We start from the raw sequence: 22,494 nt of genomic DNA, 5'->3' as shown, positions 1-22,494 counted from the left end.
TACAACACTCCTATTTTAGATTCGGCGTAATTTTGACCGGTCATCATTTCGCCTTCACTATCTAGGTAAAAAAAAGAAGGGTTTGCTCACCCTTCTGAAAAGATTTTTGGAATCAAATTTGTTGTTGAACGTGGCGTGTATCCGCCTAGCCACTTTTCTCAAATCAATAGGAACAAAAAGGAAAACGAAACGGTTTCCCCCAGCTTGTTGGTGCTTTTTAAACAGCCCCACTTCTGTCACCAAAATTTAGTCCTCGACACTATTCCAACCTTTCGGATGCAAAATGTATCTGTACCATTTTATCTCCAATATGATACGAATATAAGTATGAATTTTCCATAATTTCGCCGTGGGATGCGTGTTTAGTGGACAAGGTGCCAGCTTATATAAAAGTAAAAATTTTCATAATGATCATTGGAAAACTATGGTAAAGTTTACTTGTATTGATTATCCAGAAGGGAGTGTGCATCATGCCTGTTGAGACATTCAAAGCAACTGCACATCTACAGAAGGGAATGGTTGTGAAAGCCAGTTCCAGAAATTTCGAGATAACCATCGATGAACCGAAAAGCCTGGGAGGAACGGATACTGGGATGAACCCTGTTGAACTGGTTCTCTCCGCACTAGGCGCATGCCAATCTATCGTTGCCAGAGTATATGCCAGAAAGTTTCATATTCAACTCGACGATTTTTGGGTGGAAGTCGAAGGCGATCTCGATACGGATGGCTTCATGAACAAATCTGATGTTCGACGTGGGTATTCTGAAATCCGATACACCTTTCATATCAAAACCGATGCTCCTAGAGAGCAAGTAGAGTCTTTTGTGGAGTTTTTGGAACAGACGTGCCCGGTTGGAGATACGATTGCGAATCCTGTCACTCTTAAATTAAACGGAATTGTTATTGAAAAGCCGAGCGAGATAAAAGCGAATGATTAAAATAAGGCTCCCAACCGGGAGCCTTTGTCGTCTTTTTGATTTTTACATAAACCCAAAGTAAATAACTGCCGCCAGCACCAAACGATAAATTGCAAAAGGTGTCAGCTTGATGCGATTGATCAGCTTCAAGAAGAAACGGATCGACAGAAGCGCAAACACAAACGCGCTAATAAAACCGACGACGAAAAATGGAATGCTGTCCATCGTAATCGCATCCCAACGCTTCAACAGCGACAAAAAGCTTGCGCCCGCCATGATCGGCACAGCCATAATAAACGTGAAGTCTGCCGCCGCCCGATGGCTCATGCCCAACAGTACGCCCCCCGAGATCGTGGAACCCGAACGGGAAAAGCCAGGCCACAGGGAGAAACATTGAATGAGTCCAACCAGCAACGCTTGCTTGTACGTAATTTGGTCAACCGATTCGATCTTGGGACGTCTTGGTCGGAACCAATCCGCAGCCAGCATGAGCAAAGCGCCCAGCACCAGACCAATTACCACGGTCTTTGTCGAGAACAAATACTCATCGATGTAGTCGTCAAACAGAACACCCAGAATCCCCGCTGGAATCAAACCGACAATGACCGTAGCCAAATTCAGTCGAGGTCCTGCCGGAATCTCACTCTTACCCGCCAGCTTTTTCAAGCCGAGCAAGCTCATGAACCGATCCCACATCAAAACGACAACAGCCAAAATCGAACCGAGCTGAATGACAATCTTGAAGGTGTTCGCCACTTCTGGTGAAAACATCTCCTTCGTTTGGAACAAAAAGTCATCCACGATAATCATGTGACCCGTAGAGGAAACCGGGGCAAACTCAGTCAACCCTTCTACTAGCCCCAGCACAATCGCGACAAAAGCTTCCCAGAGACCCAAAAATTCCACGCTCCTATGAATGATGTCCAAAATCAATAGGTAGTAGCCGCCCTGTAAAAGAGCAAACTACCGCTTCTAGCATTATAACGTTCATCTCCGGTACAAAGTTACATTGTGATAGAAAAACATTCTAGCAATTATTGATGGTTTCCCATAGTAAAAGCCCTCTTGTTTTTCTTGATTCATTTTTACTCTGCAAGATGTGAATCGAAAAGCCGCGTAGGCCGAAGCGCAGACTGGAAATTCGCTTCTTCCCCCACCAATAGCCCCTACCGATTCACATATTGCAATGTCCCTTCCCCCATGTCACCTAGTCGCCAGAGCGCCATTTTCTCGATGCCCGCTTTCTTCGCAACTGCGACCCATTGAGACAGTGTCTCTTCATCCGCATACCAAACCGTGTGCTTTTGTCCGTCTTCACCCATGTAGTCGAAGTACAAACTGCCACTCGCTTTATCCCGCTTTGGCGGCTCGATACTGGAGATAGCAAGGTCTGCTGCCTGTCTTTCCGTCACAGCCGTCACTTTTCCATCAGAAGCCCAATCAAATCCGCCTACAGAGAGGGCCATGACTTTGTCACCCGGTACTTTTTTCATTCGAGTGGCGAGTTGTTCAATAAATGCATGATCGGCTTTGGGACCTGGCTCTGTATTCGTTCCGTACAAATTATAAGCCATCATGACGTAAGTAGGGCCCTTTGGCAATGCCAAGTCTTCAATCGGCGCGCGCGGCTCCAATACGATGCGAAGTGACTTCCCCTCCTGCTCCATATGCTGATACAAGGTATGGATAAAAGTAAGGAAGTTGTCCCAGTCTTTCTCGTCAATTCTCTCATAATCGATTTCTAAACCATGAAAGCCATTCTGGATCACAGCATTCTTGATCTCCATAATGTGCTTGGTACGGCTTGCATCTGTCGCCATGAGCCGGCTGACAATCGACGGGTCCTTTTGAACCTGCGTACCATCACTGTTAAGACGATCATTCACAATGGTCAAATCGAGATCGACATAGCTGCCCTGCTTCGAGGCTTCCTTGATCTCAGGCATCGCCTTGGTCATTCGGTCAGTAAAGTGCAGCTTGTCATTTTCATCAAAATACGCCGCGAAGACTTGCACACTGGACAGGCCATCCGTCATCCTGCGGAAATCCTCCAAACCGGATTCCCACTGCCAGTCTACCACCCAAGCAGACAATTCCGTCGTGTTGTTGGCTGCATCTACACTCTCCAAGCTTTCCGTATCATTCCATTTCATCATGTACCACACGAGGGTGATACACACTCCTATCAGAAGAACAGTCAAAATGATCGATCGTTTCTTGATGTTTGACACCTTACACTGATCCCCCTTGTTTCGGATTTAAAAGGTGTCGATGACCCAGTCCATTGTGGCAGAAAAAGCTTTCTTGATCGAGCTGACGACTCCTGCTAGCCCTGTCTGCACATTACTGAACAGCATCTGCTGCTCACCACTTGGTTGCGCCAAGGACTCTATTTTTACGTCCGCAAACACCCCGTCATAAATGTCGTCCTTTTTGTTCTCTTCACTATAGGCCGCTTCCAATGCAACGCCACCGCTGCTCATACTCGGGTCGATCTGTTGCTGATCCAAAAGCGGTATCTTGTCCACGGAAACACTGAGACGGTCGCCTTGAACAGTGATTTCGAGTGGACGCGTATTTTTAATGTTAATCGGGTATTTCTCCAGCTCCGGAGCACCAGACTCGCCTTGCTCCCTCGTATAGACCGAAGCACGGTCGAAGGTCAAATCCTCAGGATTCCAAATCACTTGGCTCAATTCCGTCTTGAAAAGCTCCTGAACTTCGCCTTTTTCCTTCTTCTGCTCGACGCGCAGCTCATTATCATGCAGGACAACCCGTACAAAGCTGTCTTTTTCCCGATCATAACGCAAATAAATGGACTGCTTGCCGATTACATTCCCTTCCAGCTTGGCAGAAAGCTTGATATCCTTCTGGCTGTCGCTGTTTTTTAAATATAACATGCCAAAGCCAGCAGCTGGAGAGGTCAGGACGATCTGATCCTCCATAAATTGCGCGGCACCACCGAGACGATCCCACTCTTTGGCCTGCTCTTCATCGCCGCGAACAAAGCGAATCTTCTCGTCGGTGTCTTTTTGGATACGCATCAACAAATGATTCGTGTACCAGTAAGGCTCTGGCTGCACACGGGTCAGGTTGTACAGATCCCCCTCGCTGTCGTTGTAGGCGGTTCCTTCCCGGTTAACGTGCATCGTAAAATACTTTTTGATATTCGCGTCGTTCGCATCCGCTACCAAGCGATTCATGCCACCATACAGGGTGTTTGCATGCATGATCATATAGGCACCTGGGACAAAGCCCAATTGATCCATATACGTATCATTCATCAGCTTGTAGTCTTCGTTTATTCTCGCTTCCATCTTGCTTCTGTCTTCAATCGGGATCATATTGCTGTCACGGATAAAGTCCATCAAGTAGTGGTTATAGTAACCCACCTTTGTTTTATTCGTTAATTCACCCTCATCCTTCACACCGATGAAATTGCCCTGATCATCAAACACATTGATATACGTCAACCGATAGCCGTTGGAACCAAGCTCCCAGAAGCCAGTTTCCATCATTTTTTTCATGTCTTCCGGTTGCAGGAATTTATTCTCGCTGTTCCCCATCTTGTTGCCGTATGACAATGCTGTTGCTTTGAAGTTGTACTTCTCCAAAAGCGGCTGGGCAAACAAGCTCGAATCGTTGCGGCCATCTTCAAAGGCTAAAAACAGTGCCTTGTCAGGAAGTGGCTTCTTTTTCTTGTAAAAGTCCAAGATATCTTGTTGCGAGATCGTTTGATAGCCCTGGTCATACAACGCTTGAAGCTGTTCATCCAATTGCTTCTTGGCTACCAGCTTCGGTGTACCCGAACGACCCACGCCAAAATAGGAGATGGCGATAAAGCCTTTTTCATTCGTCCAGCTCGCTCTATTCGGTTCCTCGTACTTCTTCCAATCAAATACAGCATTGAATAACATGACGCCCAAGACGACTAAGATAGCGATCTGGATCAGCGTCTTGATGAATTTATTGCGATCTTTTTTCCGATAGTCCAAGACATCGCTCATCGTTTTCCCCATAACTCCTGACACCCTCACTCCCTTTGTCTTTCCCACTTAAAATGGCAGCCCAAAGCCTTTTTTGTTCTTCTTTCGGGCTTCTTTTTTCAATCTCGCTTCGACGTCCTGCGGCGTTTCTCGCGTACCCCAAGTAGATTTCCAGAATGTCACCCATGCCACAGGCATCTGCCATAACAGCACCAGCTCATAAAACACACAAAAGACAATCCCGAAAACCCACAGCTTGCTTCTACGGAAAAACAGATGGGCCAAGCTCATTAAGAGCGCCATCAGCAGCAAGCCCATTAAAAACGTACCTGGGAAAATATGATGAACGAGCGGAACGTATACGAGGTTGTACAGTACGATGACGGGAGCAGCAATAGGAACAATCAGACCAATGTAAAAGAAGATCGCCATAAATGGCTCCTTGCGCCAAATAAAGCCGCTGGCACGCAAAGATTCCCTCAACCACGAACGCTTCCAGCGCATCTGTTGCTTCAAAAATATGTTCATATCTGACGGCACAATCGTCGAGCAAATCGCAGAATCCTGATAGCCTGTCCGATGTGTTCGCAAAATAAAGTTGGTCATGCTTCGGTCATCGCCAAAAGTGGCGGGCTGCCCGAGAAACTTCTGATTCAGCCATGCTTCCGAATGCTGCAAAATCAATTCCTTGCGATAGCAAGACAACGGTCCAGACAAGCAAGTGACACTGTCAAACCACGATTCAGCCGCCTTCATGATGCGAAAAGCAATGTAGTAACGAACCGTTTGCAGCTTGGTGATCGCGTTGGTGAACTTGTTTTCCACATCCGTACGCCCTGCGACACCCCCCATTTTCGGGTCTTGGAAGGGCTGTACGAGGTTGCGAATCGCAGTCGGTTCCAAAAAGCTGTCTGAATCAACGAAGACAACCAAATCGTGCTTGGCCATTTCCACACCTTTTACCAAAGCGACCCGTTTCCCGCCGTTTTCAGGAAGAATGTGCATCTTCACGCGTTCGCGGGTCATATAGCGCTCGGCCTCGTTATGAATCATATCGATGACCTTTTGAATCTCTTCTGCTGATCGGTCCGTCGAGCGGTCGTCTACCACGATGACCTCCAGCTTATCGATCGGGTAGTTCTGATTCACACAACTCAAAATCGTCCGGTGAATCCACTGCTCTTCGTTGAAGCACGGAATAATGATGCTCACGCCCGGTGTATAGTCCGGATTGACGGGAACCTCCCGATAAAGAGCACCGAATAAATACCGTGTCAGCAAAAAGGCAGCGGCAATCAAGCTGTACAAATACAAGTAAATGTTGTATTTGAAATAAATCACGCTCTCCGCGCGCATGAGCACGATAAACGCCGCAGCGAAAAACAGGGAAGCACTTGCGATATAAATGGCGTATCCCCAGCGCTTTTTGCGAAAATACTCGGTCAGCGGTTTGGAAAACTCGAAGGCGAGCATGAACTTCTGACACCCGTCCTCTTCCTCCGTAAACCGGCGAACGACAGTTGCATCCAGCTTCACCGTTGACTCATAGCCTTCTGGCATTGTGCCTGGCGGGATTGTGCAATGGATCATAAACACTTGTCCCACCTGGATGTCTTCCCTCTCCGAATCTAGTTCAACTAATAGGCCAGTCGAAGAAATGTCGACGGCTCTTGCCTTCATTCCATCCTTGACCCGCTGTTTCTTGGTTAATAGCGTCACCGGGAAATCTGCCATATAGCGCAGACTCAGCATCCGAATTCGATTCAGGTATTCCGGGTCCTCCAGCTTTCCTGGCTCATTCGTATCTTTCGTACCGCGGCGATCCACTTGGACACGAATTTTCTCCGGGTCTGGCACATTCGATAGCACGCGCCTCTCCGTTTTGGAAACCGTCAGTACTTCTTCGATTTTCTCTTTCTTTTTAGGCTTTACTTTCTCTATCAACTGTTTCATCACTGTCGCTCTCTCCCCTCCACTGCCTACAAGCTCCAGTAATGAAATCCACTGTTTTCAAAGTCAGCTTTGGAATAAGTCTCTTTTATATCAATCATGATTTTTGCTTCATTCTTGCCGTACATCGCGGCATAATCAGCGACTTCCATCTGAGCAAAGGGAGCATGTGGTACCGCTACAACCACAATGTCCAAGTCGTGGAGAGCCTTCATCTCTGACAGCTCGATGCCGTATTCCGCGTATGCCTCCCGAGGATTCACCATCGGGTCTACAACCAGTGGGTTGATCCCGTACTCCCTCAGTTCCTCAATGATATCCGTCACCTTGGTATTTCTGATATCCGCACAATCCTCTTTGTAGGACAGTCCGAGTATACCAATCCGTACATCCTTGAGGTCAAGCTTCGAGCGAACAGCCATTTTAATGATTTGTTGGGCGACATATTTCCCCATGCCATCGTTAATGTGTCTGGCCGCCAAAATAATGCGGGAGCGGTAGCCGCTGTCTTCTGCTTTGTACGTTAAATAGTAAGGATCGATACCGATGCAATGCCCGCCGACCAAGCCCGGTGAAAAAGGGAGGAAGTTCCACTTGGTTCCTGCCGCTTGCAATACTGCTTTTGTCGGAATATCCATCTGATTGAACAGCATCGCCAGCTCATTCATAAACGCAATATTGACATCCCGCTGCGCATTTTCAATGACTTTTGCCGCTTCCGCTACCTTGATGCTTTCTGCTCGATAAACGCCTGCCTTGATCACGAGCTCGTAGACGCTTGCTACGATTCCCAGTGTTTCTTCATCCATCCCCGATACAATCTTGACGATGTTTTCCAAGCGATTTACCTTGTCTCCCGGGTTGATGCGTTCAGGTGAATAGCCGATCTTGAAGTCTATGCCACAAAGCAAGCCGGATTCCGCCTCCAGGATTGGCAAGCAAACCTCTTCGGTTGCCCCAGGATAAACAGTCGATTCAAATACGACGATTGCCCCTTTTCTCAACTGTCTGCCCACCATGCGGGATGCGCTTTCTACATATTTCAGGTCGGGGACATTCCCACTTTTGACCGGGGTAGGCACTGCCACGATAAAAAATCGCGCTTCCTGCAATCTATTTTCATCTAAAGTGAATTCAATAGTAGCGTCACTCGTCAGCTCCTGATCCACGTCAGCATCATGAAAGTTTCCCTTTTGATAGGCTACTACTTTCTCTTGGTTTACATCGAATCCAATCACAGAAGTACGTTTGGACAGTGCCATCGCAATCGGCAAGCCTACGTACCCAAGACCGACGACAGCAATTTTTTCTTCCCTCTCCACAATCCCTTCGTACAAATTCATAAGCCGGCTCCCTCTCCCTGTTCTATTTTGGCTTTATTGTCCAAACATCTCTGTCATGGGTACAAGCGTGTATCCTTTGGTTCTAAGCTGGTCAATTACGGTTGGTAGCGCCTCGATTGTGTGAATGTCATCGAGCATGTGCAGCAGAATCACGCTTCCGCTCCGCGTCTGCTCCATAATTGCTTTGACGATATCGTCCGCACTCCGTTTCTTGTCGTAATCGGACGGCGTCACATCATAAATCGTAATGTCCTCGTAGCCCGTCGCTGCAATCGCCTTGAGTGTCTGTTCGTCAAACGCCCCAGTTGGTGGTCTGAAATACATCGTCGGCTTCTGCTGAATCGCTTCGGTAATAATCTGATGGGCTTTGACAATCTCTTTTTGCAATTCTTCCGGCGCAATTTTGGTATTCACCGGATGAGAATAGGTGTGGTTGGCTACATCATGTCCCGCTTCCGCAATCGCTCTCGCCAAGTTTGGATTTCGCTCTACACCATCTGCGCGAAGGAAAAATGAAGCCTTTACTCCTTTTTTGTCCAGGATATCGAGAATCTTCGTAACTGTTTGATCCGTACCCCAATCATCGAAGGACAGGGCGACCATCTTCTTGTCCGTTTCTTTTCGATAGATGAGATTTGGCTTGGACTCGTGATAGGCCGCATTCATTTTTGCTGCATCAAAACCCGGTATTTCTTGCAGCGGCTTTCGCTCCCCGCCTTGTGCAATCAACTCGTGCAATGGGACGAATCTGTAACCGACATCAGTAGCAGCCTCTGCCAGTAGCCGGATGTTTTCTACGACAGACTTGTTCTTCTCTGTGTCCATCGCGATGATGCCGCCGCGATTCATGTATTTTCTTAAGTAATGATTTTTTTGCTCCTCCGTCTCTTTTTGCCAATTGTGCAGAAACAAACTGGAGGACACGACCGCTTCTTGTCCATTGTGAGCACCTACCAATCGAAGATCGTCGGAGTAATCGCCCGACTTCGTTCTGATATATCGCGGTGTTTTGTCGGTCTCTCTTTTGATGACCTCATTAGCCAATTTGATATCTTCGTACATTTTCTCGTAAGATTGACCCTGCAAATCTGACTGGTTCAACGTGTTGTTTTCAATATCGTGACCTCTGGCGACAATTTGTCGCGCAATGTCCGGCTCTTCCGCTACCCTCATGCCTGGCAAGAAAAAAGCTGCTTTGATGTGATACTTGTCCAGTTCATCCAGCAGTTTTTTCATCGTGTCTTTATCTGCCATCCCATTAAAAGTAAGAGCAAGCTGTCTTTGCGTCGTGTAGACCATGGACACGCCCTTGCTCTTCTCCCCTTGGTAACGCTCGATTTTTTCAGGTTTGACTGGCTGTAAGTTGTTATCTGTGCTGCTGTCACTCCCCTGAAACGGTGAACAGCCTGCCAACAATGCCAATATCGCGACAAGGGAGATCCAGTGAAAGAATCGGAACTCACTGACCCCTTTTTTATAACTAATCATGATTGTCCCCTTTTCGTGTAAGAAATGCCCTTTACGCATAAAAAAACGACTATTTCATCTGCGTAACAAGTAAGTGTAATCAAACACTTTTTGCACAGAAATGAACATAGTCTGCCTCTATACGCTAGACTAACATAACTACCTATGCCAAACAACTATATGAAACGGTTTCAATTATGACAGTTTATGGAAATATTTTGAATTTCCTACAGGAGGCCATTAACGAAAAAAGACGAGCCTCATCAGGCCCGCCATTCGCTGTTACAGTTTGATCGCGATTAATTTTAGTTCCGTTAATTCCTCGACCGCATACTTGATCCCCTCGCGGCCAAAGCCACTGTCTTTTACCCCGCCATACGGCATGTTGTCCACGCGGAACGTCGGAATGTCGTTGATCATCACGCCCCCGACCTCCAGCTCTTCCGCTGCGCGCATAGCCGCGTGAATGTCACTCGTATAGATGCCTGCCTGCAAGCCGAATCGGGAGTCATTTACCGCCTCAATCGCTTCGTCCATCGTCTCAAACGGTGTAACGACTACGATTGGACCGAATACCTCTTGGCAGGAGACGGCAACATGTGCGCCTACATTGGTCAGAATCGTAGGGGCAAAGAGGTTGTCACTGACAGGCTTTCCACCAGTAACTACATGTGCGCCTGCTTCTACAGCTTCCTGTACCCATGCTCCCATGCGTTCATGATCCTTGGCGGAGATCACAGAGGACATGTCTGTCTCTTCGTTCAGCGGATCACCCAGCACGAGCTTTTCTGTGCCAGCCTTAAACTTCTCCAGGAACTCTTCGTACTTGCTCTGGTGAATATAAACGCGTTGCAGCGAGATACACACTTGACCACTAAAGGAGAAGGCACCCGTCACGCAACGATCAATCAACGCTTGCGTGATTTCCACGTTGTGGTCGATGATTACTGCGGAGTTGGAGCCAAGCTCCAAGGTTACGCGCTTGAGTCCCGCTTTGTTTTTCATCGCGATTCCAACCGCAGGACTTCCGGTAAATGTAATCGCGGCAATTCGACTGTCACTGACCAGCTTTTCGCCTACGACCGCGCCTTTTCCAGGCAAAATATTGAGCGCTCCTGCAGGCAAGCCCGCCTCCGCGAAAATATCGGCCAGGATCAGCGAGCTAAGCGGCGTCTGACTTGCTGGCTTCAGTACGACGGTATTTCCTGCGGCAATGGCAGGCCCGACCTTGTGTGCTACGAGATTGAATGGAAAGTTAAAAGGCGTGATCGCGCCGACTACGCCGATCGGCTTGCGTACCGTAAAAGCAAGACGTCCTTCACCACCCGGTGCTGCATCGAGCGGCACCGTCTCTCCGTGGATACGCTTCGCTTCTTCTGCTGCGAACTTGTAGGTCTGAATCGTCCGGGCAATTTCTACACGACCTGTGCGAAGTGGCTTGGCGGCTTCTTGTGCGAGGATGACCGCCAGTTCCTCCTTGCGTGCTTCCATAATCGCAGCGGCCTTCTCCAGTATCAAAGCACGCTGATTGGCTGGCATTTTTGCCATGACTTTGGTTGTTGCTTTGGCCGCCTTAATTGCCTCGTCGACGTCATGATCGTCTGCCTGAGCGATTTCAGCCACCAGCTCCCCAGAATACGGGGAGTAGAGTGGTGCGTATTCTTTTGCTTCTTTCCATTGTCCGTTGATGTAGAGATGCTTTTTCATGAGTATGGAGAACCCCCTCGGGCGTTTTAGTTCGTCACGTATTGGCTTTTCAGAACATCCGTCATAATGTCCAGTGCCTCTTCCAGTTGCTCATCTGTAATAACCAGTGGAGACAGGAAGCGCAGTACGTTGCTGTGGACGCCAGCAGAAAGCACGATGACGCCAGACTCGTAGCAGCCTTTGGTCAAGCCAGCAACGAGCTCTTTCGCTGGTTGTTTGGTTGTTGGATCGATAAATTCTACAGCGCACATCGCACCCAATCCGCGCACCTCTGCGATCACAGGGAACTCTTTTTGCAACGCATGGAAATGCGCCTTGATTTTGTCCCCGATCACCTGCGCACGACCAGACAGGTCTTCGCGCTCCATTTTCTCAATGACTGCCAATGCCGCTACGCAGCCAAGCGGGCTTCCTCCATAGGTACCGCCGATCTCACCTGGGTTTGGCGCGTCCATGATTTCGGCGCGTCCCGTAACCGCAGAGATGGGCAAGCCTGCCGCGATTGATTTGGACATGGTGATGATATCTGGCTCGATACCAAAATGGGTAGAGGCAAACATGGCGCCAGTGCGACCGAAGCCTGTTTGAATCTCATCAGAAATAAATAGGATTTGATGCTTTTTACAAATGTGATAGACACCTTGAACGAAGGACACAGGCGGGACGATAAAGCCGCCTTCTCCCTGAATCGGTTCCATAATCACAGCAGCTACTTCTTCCGGTGCAACCTCAGTCAAGAGGAAGTCCTCGAACTGACGCACGCAGAATTGCGCGTATTCATCATCTGTCATGGATTCCGGCTTGTTCAATGGATACGGGAATTGCGCTTTATACGTAGCTGGAGCGAATGGACCCATCTGGAATTTGTACGGCTTCACCTTGGATGTCAGTGACATGCCCAGAAGCGTACGACCATGGAAGCCGCGGCTAAAGGAAATGATGCCTGGGCGTCCTGTGTATTTGCGGGCGATTTTCACCGCGTTCTCTACTGCTTCTGCCCCGCTGTTTGCGAGCATCGTCTTCTTTTCAAAGCTGCCTGGCGTGATTTCCGTCAGCTTCTCAGCCAAGGCCACATATGGCTCATACATCCCTACATGGAAGCAGGGATGAATGTATTTGTCCAGCTGCGCTTTTAGTGCCTCAACTACTTCCGGTGGGCAGTGTCCGGCATTCAATGTACCGATCGCTCCGGCAAAATCGATGTACGTATTGCCATCTACATCCGTAACCAATGCACCTGAAGCTGACTCTACAAAAACAGGGGTATTGTTGCCGACACCTTTTGGAACGAACTGCTTTCTTTTTTCAATCAAGGCCGCTCCCTTTGGACCTGGCACACCAGCAGCTACGTTTACAAATTGACGTTGTTTGGACATATCGTTTCCTCTCCTCGTTCGAGATGGTATTAGTTGGATGGCTTGCTTGTAAACTCAACCACGATATGTAGCAATACCTATGCCAAACGCCAGAGCTTGATGAAATCGCGTTTCCGGCACTATGGTCACATCAAATTATTCAAAAATGAATCGAAAACACCAGAATGTTCGATTCATTTTTGAATAAACTATTCATTTTTGAATCACTTGGAACGAATCCGATATTTTTGCAGCTTCCGCACGACAGAGGGCTGGCTAATTCCGAGAAACTCCGCGATTTCCCCCGTGGTCCGGCAGTGCTCGGATGCATAGCGTAGCCATTTTTCCTCTACCTGCTCTAGTGCTTCCCGAAGCGACATCTTGGAAGTGGCCAGACTCGGCTCCATGGCTGCCTGCTCTTCCCCTGCCAACCTGATTTCCGCAGGCAGATGCTGGGAAGTGATCACATCTTCGTCCGCAGTGACCACCATTCTCTCCAAGACGTTCTCCAGCTCTCGCACATTGCCCGGCCACTCGTACTGCATCAAGGCATGTGTCACCGCAGGGTCCAGACGCTTGTCCATTCCGTATCGTTCATTGAGCGAGCGCACGACGCGCTTCAGGAGAGCCGCGATATCCTCTGGCCGATTTCGTAACGGCGGGACTTGGATCGGGACAACATTCAGGCGAAAATACAGGTCTTGCCGGAACTTCCCTTCCTTCACCATCTTTTCTAAATCGCGATTGGTAGCGGCAATCAAACGAAAATCCACGTCGCGGTACTGTGTGCTCCCAACGCGTTGCAGCCGTTTTTCCTGAATCACCTTCAACAGCTTGGCCTGCAAAGTCAGCGGCAGTTCCCCCAGCTCGTCCAAGAGGAGGGTCCCTTGATTCGCCATCTCGATAATCCCTTGCTTGCCCTGCTTGGCGGCCCCTGTAAACGAACCAGCCTCATAACCAAACAGCTCCGATTCCAGCAAGCCCTCCGGGATCGAGCCACAGTTGATCTCCACGAACTGCCCACCCGCACGACGACTATTGCGATGAATTTCTTTCGCGATCACGTTTTTCCCTACACCCGATTCCCCGAGTATCAGGACCGTCGAATCAACAGCCGCGACTTTCTTGATGAGACGCTCAATGGCTTGCATCGGCTGACTCACTGCCACGAAGCCCTCCTGGTGCTTTTCGCGCAGCTCCTCAATCTCGGTTTCAAACTGCTTGAGCTGCTCTGTCAGACCCTCGTAGCGCCGTTTCAATTCCATAATTTCTGTCAGGTCATGGGAATAGCTGATGATCGAATGCATGCTGCCATCCTCGTTCCAGACGGGAAACGCCGTCACCATCAGCTTTCGACCCCCGGGTATTTCCTGCATGATCGTCTGCGGCGTCTTGGCATCCATAACTTTTCGCGTGACAGATGGAGAAAAAACCTTCCTTTTTTCCAGCTCGATGACGTTTTTGCCCAAGAGCTCTTCTTTCCCGATGCCATATATTTCATACGACGAATCGCCAACCAGCCGGATGTAGCCCTCATGATCCGTGATTAACAAATGATCGCGAGACGTTTCAACAATGGCCTCTAATACGCGGCTCATCCACTTCTGTGTGCTCTCTTCTCTCATCATCTCTTCGCCGCCTCTCACACGCCGTTGTGTCCGATCTATGTTTATTTTTTCATTATAGAAAACAGCAAGAACAACGACAACCTATGAAAAATATGTAAAAATAGCGATAATAACAAGCCCTGCGAGATGGAAAGGATGGTAGGAATGACACCCACAGTCGGAGACATCTACTGTGTTTTTGTCGAGAAGCTGCAAAAGTACACAGCTTGCCAGGTCACATCGATAAAAGAGCCTGACACGAGCAAATCCAACCTCATCAGTATCCTCGAGCTGGACTGGAGCAGCGATACACTGCCTGATGAATCAGAGCTGCACCAGATGAAGCCCTTATATTGCGACTACTTCTTCTGGAACAACAAGCTCGATCACATCTATGTTGATCCAGCGGTGCCCAAAGGCTACATAAAAGTAGGGAGTATACCACCTCTCGTAACAGAAGAGACAAGGAGTTACGGCAGTTGGGATGTCGGAGGGAGCCTGTACCGTCAACACAAGTGGAATCAAATTCCCGAGGAGCGTCGCAAGCAGTTTAAACAGGCCGCAAATGATGACAAAATGATTTCGCTGGGCGGGAAGAGCCTGCGTAGATCTAACAACGTCATTCATGCTGACATCCTGCGAAGCCTGACGGACATCTCTGAATTGGAAAAGCTCCCTTGCCTGACAAGAATCTACGCAGAGGAGCCCACCGATTCCTTGCTTGCCTTTGTCAAAAGCAATCCGTTTATTCTGGAGCTTCACCTGGAAAAAGCCAACGGCTCCTCTCTAGATCTGATAGGAAGCCATCTCAGTAAACTCTCTCTCCAAAACGCGGACGGGCTGGAGTCACTGCATCTGAACGATTGTCTACGAGAGCTCATACTGGACAAGGCCATTTCATCAAACCTGTTCATAGAAGCCGAACAAGATGGATATTGGCTGACCGCCTCATTCTCAGATTCGCTACCGCTTCACCGCGGACTCGACCAGCTAGGAGGACTCAATCTGCGCGATGTGACGGAGCTGGACTTACAGCCACTCGTCCAGCGGTATCCCTCGCTTCAGAACCTCCGTCTGTGGGGCAAGCCTGGTACCCTCAGTAATCTGGGCAGTATCAAGCACTTGAAGGAGCTACTGACGTTTACGACCTACGATCTGTTTGGCTTCACAGGGGACGAGTTCCCTTCGCCAGATCAATGTCCCAAGCTCTCCAGTCTCTGGATGACAAGCCTTCCAGCAGAAGCGGCGAAGACCATTAAAGCCGCCTACAAAAAAGAAGTAAAAAATGGGCTGGATTTGTCCATCACCAAGCCGCGCAAGCCCGAATGGCTGGCCAATAATTTGACCAATCCGTTTCGCGATTGGGATGGCAGGGAGCACATCTCAACAACCAACGCCAACAAGGCCGCCAGTCTCTATAAAAAAATGAACACCGCGATCAGTGCGCTTGAAAAACAGAGCAACGAAGACGCGACTACTGCGGAAGAAATACAAACTGCTTTGCGTGCATGGGTCAAAGAGTACACAGAGACTTTCAACAAAATGGATCGCCGGACTGGCTTTATTGAAACAGTTGAGCGAGAAGAAATTTTCGTTGTGCTCGATGAGCTGCTTCAGTCGGCAAAACAGAATTTAGCTACTACGGGTGTGGAAGTAAATGTGGACGAGCTTTTTGCTATTTTTGATCAGACACGTGATTTTTGAGTGAGAAAAAAGACGCCGCCTCTCCTATAGGAAGGCGGCTTTTCGTGCTTAGGCATTCTTTTTGATGACCCACGTACTCATGCAACGCTGTCCAGCTACGTTCACCGTTTTGATTGGCTCCAGGAACACACCTTGCATTTTTTCCGTCATGCCCACCATCGTCCGTTCATTTACGAGAAAACGGGTGCTTCCGTCCGGCAACAAATAACGTTCATTCCCTATTGGCTGCACAGCATCCTCAATCCCGATCGAGGAAGCAAGACGCATAAATAGAATTCCTCCTGGCTTCAGTACCCGCCACAGCTCCTCTAGCATCTGGCGAAAATGCTCTTCGTTTTCAGCAAAATGGAGAACGGCATTACTGATGATGAAATCGAAGCTTTCGTTTTCAAAGCTCATGCTCTCAATCGGTTCCACACGAGCACGCTCCGCTGACCAGTTCGGCGCCAGTTGCGATGCCATTTGCTGTACAGCCTCGATAGCTTTTGCCGATTGGTCAACCGCATACACTGTATAGCCATTTTGCAAAAAGTAGACCAAATTCCGCCCCGAGCCGCAGCCAGCATCGAGTATCTGCATTTCCTTCGTAACCCGTCCCTTTAACAACTGATCAAACAAGTAAATATCAATATCGCCAAACTGCTCTGCCAGATTCATGCTTATCACAGCCTTTATCCGCTTTTTCTTCAGTGTACCAATTCGCTTATCATCTTCCAATCACGGTCATCTGGAACGGATTTACAAAAATGATAGTTGACACCTGTTGACTACATGTGTAATCTTAAAAAAGAAACAACGACTACAAATGTAATCGACGGAGGTGTCTTACTTGGACGAGCAACCGCGAATCTCGGATGCCGAGTGGGAGATTATGAAGGTCATCTGGGCAAAGTCCCCCGCTACAGCAGCCGATGTCATCCACACCCTGCGAGACAACAAGACGTGGAAAGACAACACAATCAAAACCTTGCTCAGCCGCTTGTTGCAAAAGGGTATTCTCACCTATGAGCAGGTCAATCGCGTCTACTATTACTCTCCTGTGCTCACTGAGGAAGAATGCAAGCGCCAAGAGCGCCAATCCTTTTTGCAGCGAGTGTACGGCGGAGCCTTAAAGCCCATGCTGGTTCACTTTTTAAAAGAAGAAAAGCTCTCCTCCCAAGAGATTGACGAGCTAAAAAAAATCCTTTCCGAAAAGGAGAAATAAGCTGGTGGATTGGCAATGGCTCACACTCACCCTCAATCAAGCATTTACGTGGACACTGTCTAACTCCATCGAAGCTAGTCTTCTTGTGCTCTTGATCTTGCTCTGCCAGCAGCTCGGCAAAAAGCATTTCCCCATCCGCTGGCACCATGCCGTATGGTTCCTGCTTCTCTGGAAGCTCGCGGTTCCTTGGTCCATAGACAGCACGATCAGTTTGTATAACTGGCTGCCTACTTCCCCGTGGACATCCATACAGGAAACGCACCCGCCTACGGAACCGATTGTTCTCACTACAGAGGCTTTGCATCCGCATGAATTTGCCCTCCAGCCAGATGCCTCTCTAGCAAACGAAGCGAGCTTTTCCTGTATCAGCCTGCTTTCCCTCATCTGGATCGGCGGTGTCGCCATTTTCGCTATCACCATGACTCGCAGTGCATACCGATTGCTCTCTCAGCTAAAAAACGATGTGTTCGTACAGGATGAAGCTATTTTGCGCGTCTTTTCCCAATGCCAAAAACAGATGGGCATCACCAAATCCATTCCCCTACGCTTGAGTCATCAGATGACAAGCCCTGCCTTGATGGGAATCTTGCGACCGCAAATCTGGCTGCCGGAAAATCTTTTGGACAAGCTCAACGAGCATGAGCTGCGCCACATCTTTTTGCATGAGCTGGCGCATTGGAAAAGACGAGATATTCCTGTGAACAGCATCATGAGCGTGCTTCTGATCCTCAACTGGTTCAACCCGCTGTTATGGTACGCTGCTTCCCGCATGCGTCAGGATCAGGAAATGGCTTGTGATGCCTTGGCTTTGACTTATTTGCAGGAGACAGAGGTACCTCGCTACGGATACACCATGATCAAAATGCTCGAGCTGTATGCCTGTCCCAAACAGATTCGCTTCACAGCCGGGTTCTCCAGCTCCAAAAAACAGGTGAAAAGGAGAATAGAAATGATTCGTCACTTTCAAAAACGAGCGTATACGTGGACTCTATCTGGTATCGTGGTCGTCTTTGCTTTAGGCGTCTTCACTTTGACCGATGCAAAAAAAGTGCTCGGGAACGAGGTCACCTTCTCTGTACCAGCAGAAGGGGAAACGAGAAGCGCACCCGATCAAACCAGCCTCTCCATCATCAACAACCTGAACACTCCAGTAAAAGCAGCCGCGGCAGGTAAGGTGCTCAAAGCTGAATACGATACAAAAACAAGGAAAGGCAACCAGGTCATTCTGGAGCATGAAGACGGGTATCAAACGGTTTACTCTCATTTGGAAAAACTGGAGGTCACCGCTGGAGCTACTGTGACCCAAGGCCAGCTCATTGGTCTGTTAGGAAGTACGGGACGTAGCACAGGACCGCATCTTGCTTTCCAGATTCTCGAAAATGGTACACCCGTTGATCCGACGAAGCTGTTGGAGAATGGGAAAACACAAGAGTAACCTCATGCAAAAACCCATCAGGACAAGAACGTCTGATGGGTTTTCAACGAAATATAGAATTCGGATTCAAACCATGTTGAATATTTTCACGTTTCTACTAGAGTGGTCTTTATCCTTGTTTTCATAGCCTTTCTCGCAATCGTTTCCGCTTTCTTCTTATAACTGAAAATGCTGTTTCGCCAGCTCTTTGAACCGCTCGCTGTCAATCTCTTCTTTCGTCATAACGCCATCCACCCATTGCGTAAAAGAACTGTTCGTCAACGTAACATTGCCGCTCTCCGTCAGCTGCGTAAGCAAAGGGCTTTTATTGAAGGGAGACTGTTCATGATCGGCGATAATCGTCTGAATCTCGTTTAATTCCGTTTCATCCGTCACCAGCTTCTGCGAATCAAACGTATAGCCGATCCTCCAGTCCGTATCCTTGTGCCGCAGCTTCATTTCGAGTACATAATCGCCATATTCCGTCTGCTCTTTCTTGATCCGAAACTCACCATTGCGCGAAGAGACGGTCTCCCCGGTTAACGGAACAGGCTTCAACGGCAGGTTCGAACCAAAACCCGTATCGAGCAAATACGTTTGCCCCTCATAGGCAAGCAAAATCGTGGCATGCGTTCGACCAATCGTGTAATACTCGCCAACGTTCTGTCTGTATACAACTCCACGAATCAGATGGGCGTCAAATCCATTTTCCAGCAAGAAGAAATACAGCATCGGATTGAGTTCGTAGCAAAGACCGCCTTCGTTTCTGACCAATATCTTCTCCATGATGGACTGTCTAGAGATTACCCTTGTTCGCTCATCCACAATGCACAGGTTTTCAAAAGGAATCGCCAATGCTGTCAGATCAAGGAGGCGATCCAATGTATCGAAGGTAATCGTTTCATTTTCTGGCATGCCGATTCTTTTCCGAAATAAGGCATTTAGCTCACTCATGCTTCTTCCCCCTAAATAGGCTCTCCCTCAAGTATACGCCAGGCTCCAGCTCGATTTCCTTATATACCGAGCAGCTTTAGCTTCCGATACAAGGTGCGTAGCCCGATCCCGAGTTCTTCAGCCACCCGCTGCTTTCCTTTCAAATCACTGCCGTGCTTTTGCAACGAAGCGCGAATTGCCTCCGCTTGTGCATCGGCGACCCTTGCTTTGATAGCTGGACCTGAATGTGAAGGAGCCATTAGAGGAAGAGCACGAAGGCGCGGAGGCAAGCTGTCGACAGTCAGTACCGTGTCTTGCTCCATGTTCATGGCGTACTCGATGGCGTTTTCCAGCTCCCGCACATTGCCCGGCCAGTGATAGTGCGTGAGCAGGTTGATCGCCTCTCGTGCTATTCCGAAGAAGGTGCGTCCTGCTTGCTCTCCGTACTTCTCCATAAATGAAACGGCCAAGAGCTCGATGTCTTCCTTACGCTCTGCGAGTGACGGGACGTGAATGGGAATGACGTTCAACCGATAGTACAAGTCGGCACGAAACGCTTTTTTCTCCACGAGCTCCTCCAGATTCTGGTTCGTTGCCGCGATGATTCGTACATTGATAGGAAACGATCGCGTGCTGCCGATGCGTTCCACGACCTTTTCCTGCAAGACGTGCAGCAGCTTTGCTTGCAACGAGAGCGGCATATCGCCGATTTCATCCAGAAAAAGCGTACCTCCCTCTGCCATTTCGAACCGCCCTGGCTTTCCTCCCTTTTTGGCTCCGGTAAAAGCACCATCCTCGTAACCAAACAATTCGCTTTCGAACAAATTTTCCGGAATGCTGGCACAATTGATCGCGACAAACGGGTAGTAAGCGCGTGTGCTTGCCTCATGAATCGCTTTTGCCAGATGTCCTTTGCCTGTCCCTGTTTCGCCGGTAATTAGTACCGTAGAGCTGCTGTTACCGATTTTCATCGCCATTTCTTTGACCTGTTTGATGGCTGGGCTATTTCCTACGATTTGAGCCAAGCTATCCACTTTGCCAGACGATCGGCTCCCTTGATGATCCAGCAAACGCGGAACGGTAAGCGATCCCCTCTGCACGCGAAGCACGCCGCCAATGAGCTGATTGTTGACGATGATCGGCGTGGCCTCGGTGGGAGCATCCAGCTTGTCAACGAGACAATTGGCGATCGGCAAGGAATGTGCGGCCATCCCGGATAATGACGGCAGCAGCATCCGTGAAACCTCCGCTGGCAGCAGTTCATGCTGGGACAGCAGTCTACGCGCGCTGGCGTTCGTATGAATGACATTGCCACTTCGGTCAAAGGTGAAATACGCATCGGCAACGGTATCCAGCGCTCCCTCCAACAGTCGCATGGAGTCATCAGACGATTCGATCTGTCTCGTCGCATGAGACTGTACAATCGCCGTAATCATCTCGCTGACTTCTGTCAGGATTTGCTGGTATCTCTCTGTATGCTTGGATAGGCGATTTTGACCTTCCTTCGTAAAGGATGTGAGGGAAACGACCCCGATTGCATGATTGGCTACCTTAATAGAAGAGAGCAGCTCTACTTTGGCGGGACAGCTGTCGAGAAAACGGCATCCTTTGCACATTTCCATAGAGCCGGGTTTGTCTACCACATACTGACCTTTTGCCAACACGAATTCAATCGAGGGCACATGCACATTTTCACCTTTTTGTTTCAAGTAGCGCTCCGTACTCACGACCAAGAGGCCGCGCTCGTTAATCACCGCAGCATCCACGTTCAATATATCTGAAATGCTAGTAATGACCTTTTCGATGGCTGGTTTGCACAGATCCAACGAAACCATGGATATCCTCCCTGTTGATTGTCCTTGCTCTCTATTTTATGAAATATTTAGATAGTTCACAAACATTTTACCACTGATGTTTGCCAATAATGACAACTCATTGCCACTTTTGTCACCGCCAGGACGGTACGAAACACAGTCAGACCCTCTTAAAATCAGCTGTTTTGGCGATCAAGCAAGGAGCATGTTACTCGGCAGAGTCCATTCCATACTTGGCACAGTGATTGCATTATTAACTTTTCATCTAAGGGGAGTGATCAACCATGGTAAACACGAACGAGGTATTCCATTTGCAAGGAAAGGTAGCCTTGGTAACTGGCGCTGCTTCCGGTATCGGACTTGCAACAGCGAAACGACTGGCTCAATTCGGAGTAAACGTCATGCTGCTTGATATCAACGAGGAGCTCGGGGAAAAGGCGGCACAGGAAATCGTAGCGGAGGGTGGGTCAGCCCGTTATTTTACATGCAATGTCGTTTCCCAACAGGATTGTCGCGAAGTAACGCAAGCGATCGAGGAAGCGTACGGTCGCATCGATATTTTGTTCAACAACGCAGGCGTGATTAGAAGAAAGACGGTCGTCGAGCTGGCAGAAGATGATTGGGATCTGGTCATCGATGTCTCCTTGAAGGGGGCTTACAACCTCTCGAAATTCGTCATACCGGTCATGGCAAAAACAGGCGGAGGCAGCATCATTAACACTGGCTCTGGCTGGGGCATCAAGGGCGGTGACAAGGCTGCGGCCTACTGCGCGGCAAAAGCAGGCGTCGTCAACCTGACGCGGGCAATGGCGATTGACCACGGTCCGGAAAATATCCGTGTAAATTGCGTGTCACCCGGCGATACCGACACACCTCTGTTGCGTGAAGAAGCGCGCCAGCTGGAAAAGGAAGAAGGAGCATTCCTCGTCTCCTCCGCCCAAGGACGTCCGCTGGAGCGTCTCGGTTCTCCGCAAGATATTGCCAATGCTGTCCTGTTCTTTGCCAGCGACCTGTCATCCTGGGTGACGGGTTCCGTACTGGTCGTCGACGGCGGCGGTTTGGCTTAATTGATCGTTATTGCGACTGAATATTC

Annotated in this window: 17 protein-coding genes; 5 read left to right on the top strand and 12 right to left on the bottom strand. The window is 48.9% G+C overall.

What is annotated here, in order from left to right; translation table 11 throughout:
- Nucleotides 1-470: 470 nt before the first annotated feature.
- Nucleotides 471-938, top strand: coding sequence for an OsmC family protein (locus POF51_RS23985; RefSeq protein ID WP_017246671.1), 468 nt, complete (start codon nt 471-473; stop codon nt 936-938).
- A gap of 42 nt (nt 939-980) precedes the next feature.
- On the opposite strand, the gene POF51_RS23980 is transcribed toward POF51_RS23985, so the two are convergent.
- From POF51_RS23980 to POF51_RS23940, 9 genes are all read right to left on the bottom strand, one after another.
- Nucleotides 981-1,814 (bottom strand): undecaprenyl-diphosphate phosphatase, encoded by an 834-nt coding sequence (locus tag POF51_RS23980; RefSeq protein ID WP_017246672.1) that lies wholly within the window; start codon nt 1,812-1,814, stop codon nt 981-983.
- Nucleotides 1,815-2,083: 269 nt separating this feature from the next.
- Nucleotides 2,084-3,148: a glycosyl hydrolase family 18 protein gene (locus POF51_RS23975; protein WP_069849942.1), complete on the bottom strand. Its 1,065-nt coding sequence runs from the start codon at nt 3,146-3,148 to the stop codon at nt 2,084-2,086.
- Nucleotides 3,149-3,175: 27 nt separating this feature from the next.
- Nucleotides 3,176-4,936: a polysaccharide deacetylase family protein gene (locus POF51_RS23970; RefSeq protein WP_069849944.1), complete on the bottom strand. Its 1,761-nt coding sequence runs from the start codon at nt 4,934-4,936 to the stop codon at nt 3,176-3,178.
- Between the two features lie 36 nt (nt 4,937-4,972).
- Complete coding sequence (locus tag POF51_RS23965; protein ID WP_069849947.1) at nt 4,973-6,856, bottom strand: glycosyltransferase; 1,884 nt, start codon at nt 6,854-6,856, stop codon at nt 4,973-4,975.
- A 26-nt stretch (nt 6,857-6,882) separates the two neighbouring features.
- Nucleotides 6,883-8,196 carry a nucleotide sugar dehydrogenase gene (locus POF51_RS23960; RefSeq protein WP_069849949.1) on the bottom strand — a complete coding sequence of 438 codons (1,314 nt, stop codon included), beginning with the start codon at nt 8,194-8,196 and terminating at the stop codon, nt 6,883-6,885.
- Between the two features lie 33 nt (nt 8,197-8,229).
- Nucleotides 8,230-9,684, bottom strand: a complete 1,455-nt coding sequence (locus POF51_RS23955; protein WP_069849951.1) for a polysaccharide deacetylase family protein — start codon at nt 9,682-9,684, stop codon at nt 8,230-8,232.
- A gap of 261 nt (nt 9,685-9,945) precedes the next feature.
- Entirely contained in the window at nt 9,946-11,370 is a 1,425-nt protein-coding gene (locus POF51_RS23950; RefSeq protein WP_069849953.1) for an aldehyde dehydrogenase family protein, read from the bottom strand.
- A gap of 26 nt (nt 11,371-11,396) precedes the next feature.
- Entirely contained in the window at nt 11,397-12,746 is a 1,350-nt protein-coding gene (gabT, locus tag POF51_RS23945) for a 4-aminobutyrate--2-oxoglutarate transaminase (RefSeq protein WP_017246679.1), read from the bottom strand.
- A gap of 203 nt (nt 12,747-12,949) precedes the next feature.
- Nucleotides 12,950-14,353, bottom strand: coding sequence for a sigma-54 interaction domain-containing protein (locus POF51_RS23940; RefSeq protein WP_069849955.1), 1,404 nt, complete (start codon nt 14,351-14,353; stop codon nt 12,950-12,952).
- 144 nt (nt 14,354-14,497) lie between these two features.
- Between POF51_RS23940 and POF51_RS23935 the strand changes: the two genes are divergently transcribed.
- Entirely contained in the window at nt 14,498-16,036 is a 1,539-nt protein-coding gene (locus POF51_RS23935; protein WP_069849957.1) for a hypothetical protein, read from the top strand.
- Nucleotides 16,037-16,084: 48 nt separating this feature from the next.
- Here POF51_RS23935 and POF51_RS23930 read toward each other — a convergent pair whose 3' ends face one another.
- Nucleotides 16,085-16,753, bottom strand: coding sequence for a class I SAM-dependent methyltransferase (locus POF51_RS23930; protein ID WP_083261688.1), 669 nt, complete (start codon nt 16,751-16,753; stop codon nt 16,085-16,087).
- 112 nt (nt 16,754-16,865) lie between these two features.
- Between POF51_RS23930 and POF51_RS23925 the strand changes: the two genes are divergently transcribed.
- Nucleotides 16,866-17,240 (top strand): BlaI/MecI/CopY family transcriptional regulator, encoded by a 375-nt coding sequence (locus tag POF51_RS23925; RefSeq protein ID WP_017246683.1) that lies wholly within the window; start codon nt 16,866-16,868, stop codon nt 17,238-17,240.
- Nucleotides 17,241-17,244: 4 nt separating this feature from the next.
- The gene (locus POF51_RS23920; RefSeq protein ID WP_271756244.1) at nt 17,245-18,675 is read left to right on the top strand and encodes a M23/M56 family metallopeptidase; all 1,431 of its coding nucleotides are present in this window, start codon (nt 17,245-17,247) and stop codon (nt 18,673-18,675) included.
- Between the two features lie 156 nt (nt 18,676-18,831).
- On the opposite strand, the gene POF51_RS23915 is transcribed toward POF51_RS23920, so the two are convergent.
- Both POF51_RS23915 and POF51_RS23910 read right to left on the bottom strand, forming a co-directional pair.
- Nucleotides 18,832-19,608 carry an arylamine N-acetyltransferase family protein gene (locus tag POF51_RS23915; RefSeq protein WP_271756242.1) on the bottom strand — a complete coding sequence of 259 codons (777 nt, stop codon included), beginning with the start codon at nt 19,606-19,608 and terminating at the stop codon, nt 18,832-18,834.
- A 59-nt stretch (nt 19,609-19,667) separates the two neighbouring features.
- Nucleotides 19,668-21,422 (bottom strand): sigma-54 interaction domain-containing protein, encoded by a 1,755-nt coding sequence (locus POF51_RS23910; RefSeq protein WP_069849963.1) that lies wholly within the window; start codon nt 21,420-21,422, stop codon nt 19,668-19,670.
- 263 nt (nt 21,423-21,685) lie between these two features.
- Between POF51_RS23910 and POF51_RS23905 the strand changes: the two genes are divergently transcribed.
- Complete coding sequence (locus POF51_RS23905; protein ID WP_069849966.1) at nt 21,686-22,468, top strand: SDR family NAD(P)-dependent oxidoreductase; 783 nt, start codon at nt 21,686-21,688, stop codon at nt 22,466-22,468.
- The last annotated feature ends 26 nt before the right edge of the window (nt 22,469-22,494 follow it).

The organism is Brevibacillus sp. AG (assembly GCF_028369215.1).
Classification (GTDB): Bacteria; Bacillota; Bacilli; order Brevibacillales; family Brevibacillaceae; genus Brevibacillus; species Brevibacillus porteri.
Note: the sequence above shows the minus strand (reverse complement) of the source record. Positions and strands in the feature narration are given on the sequence as shown.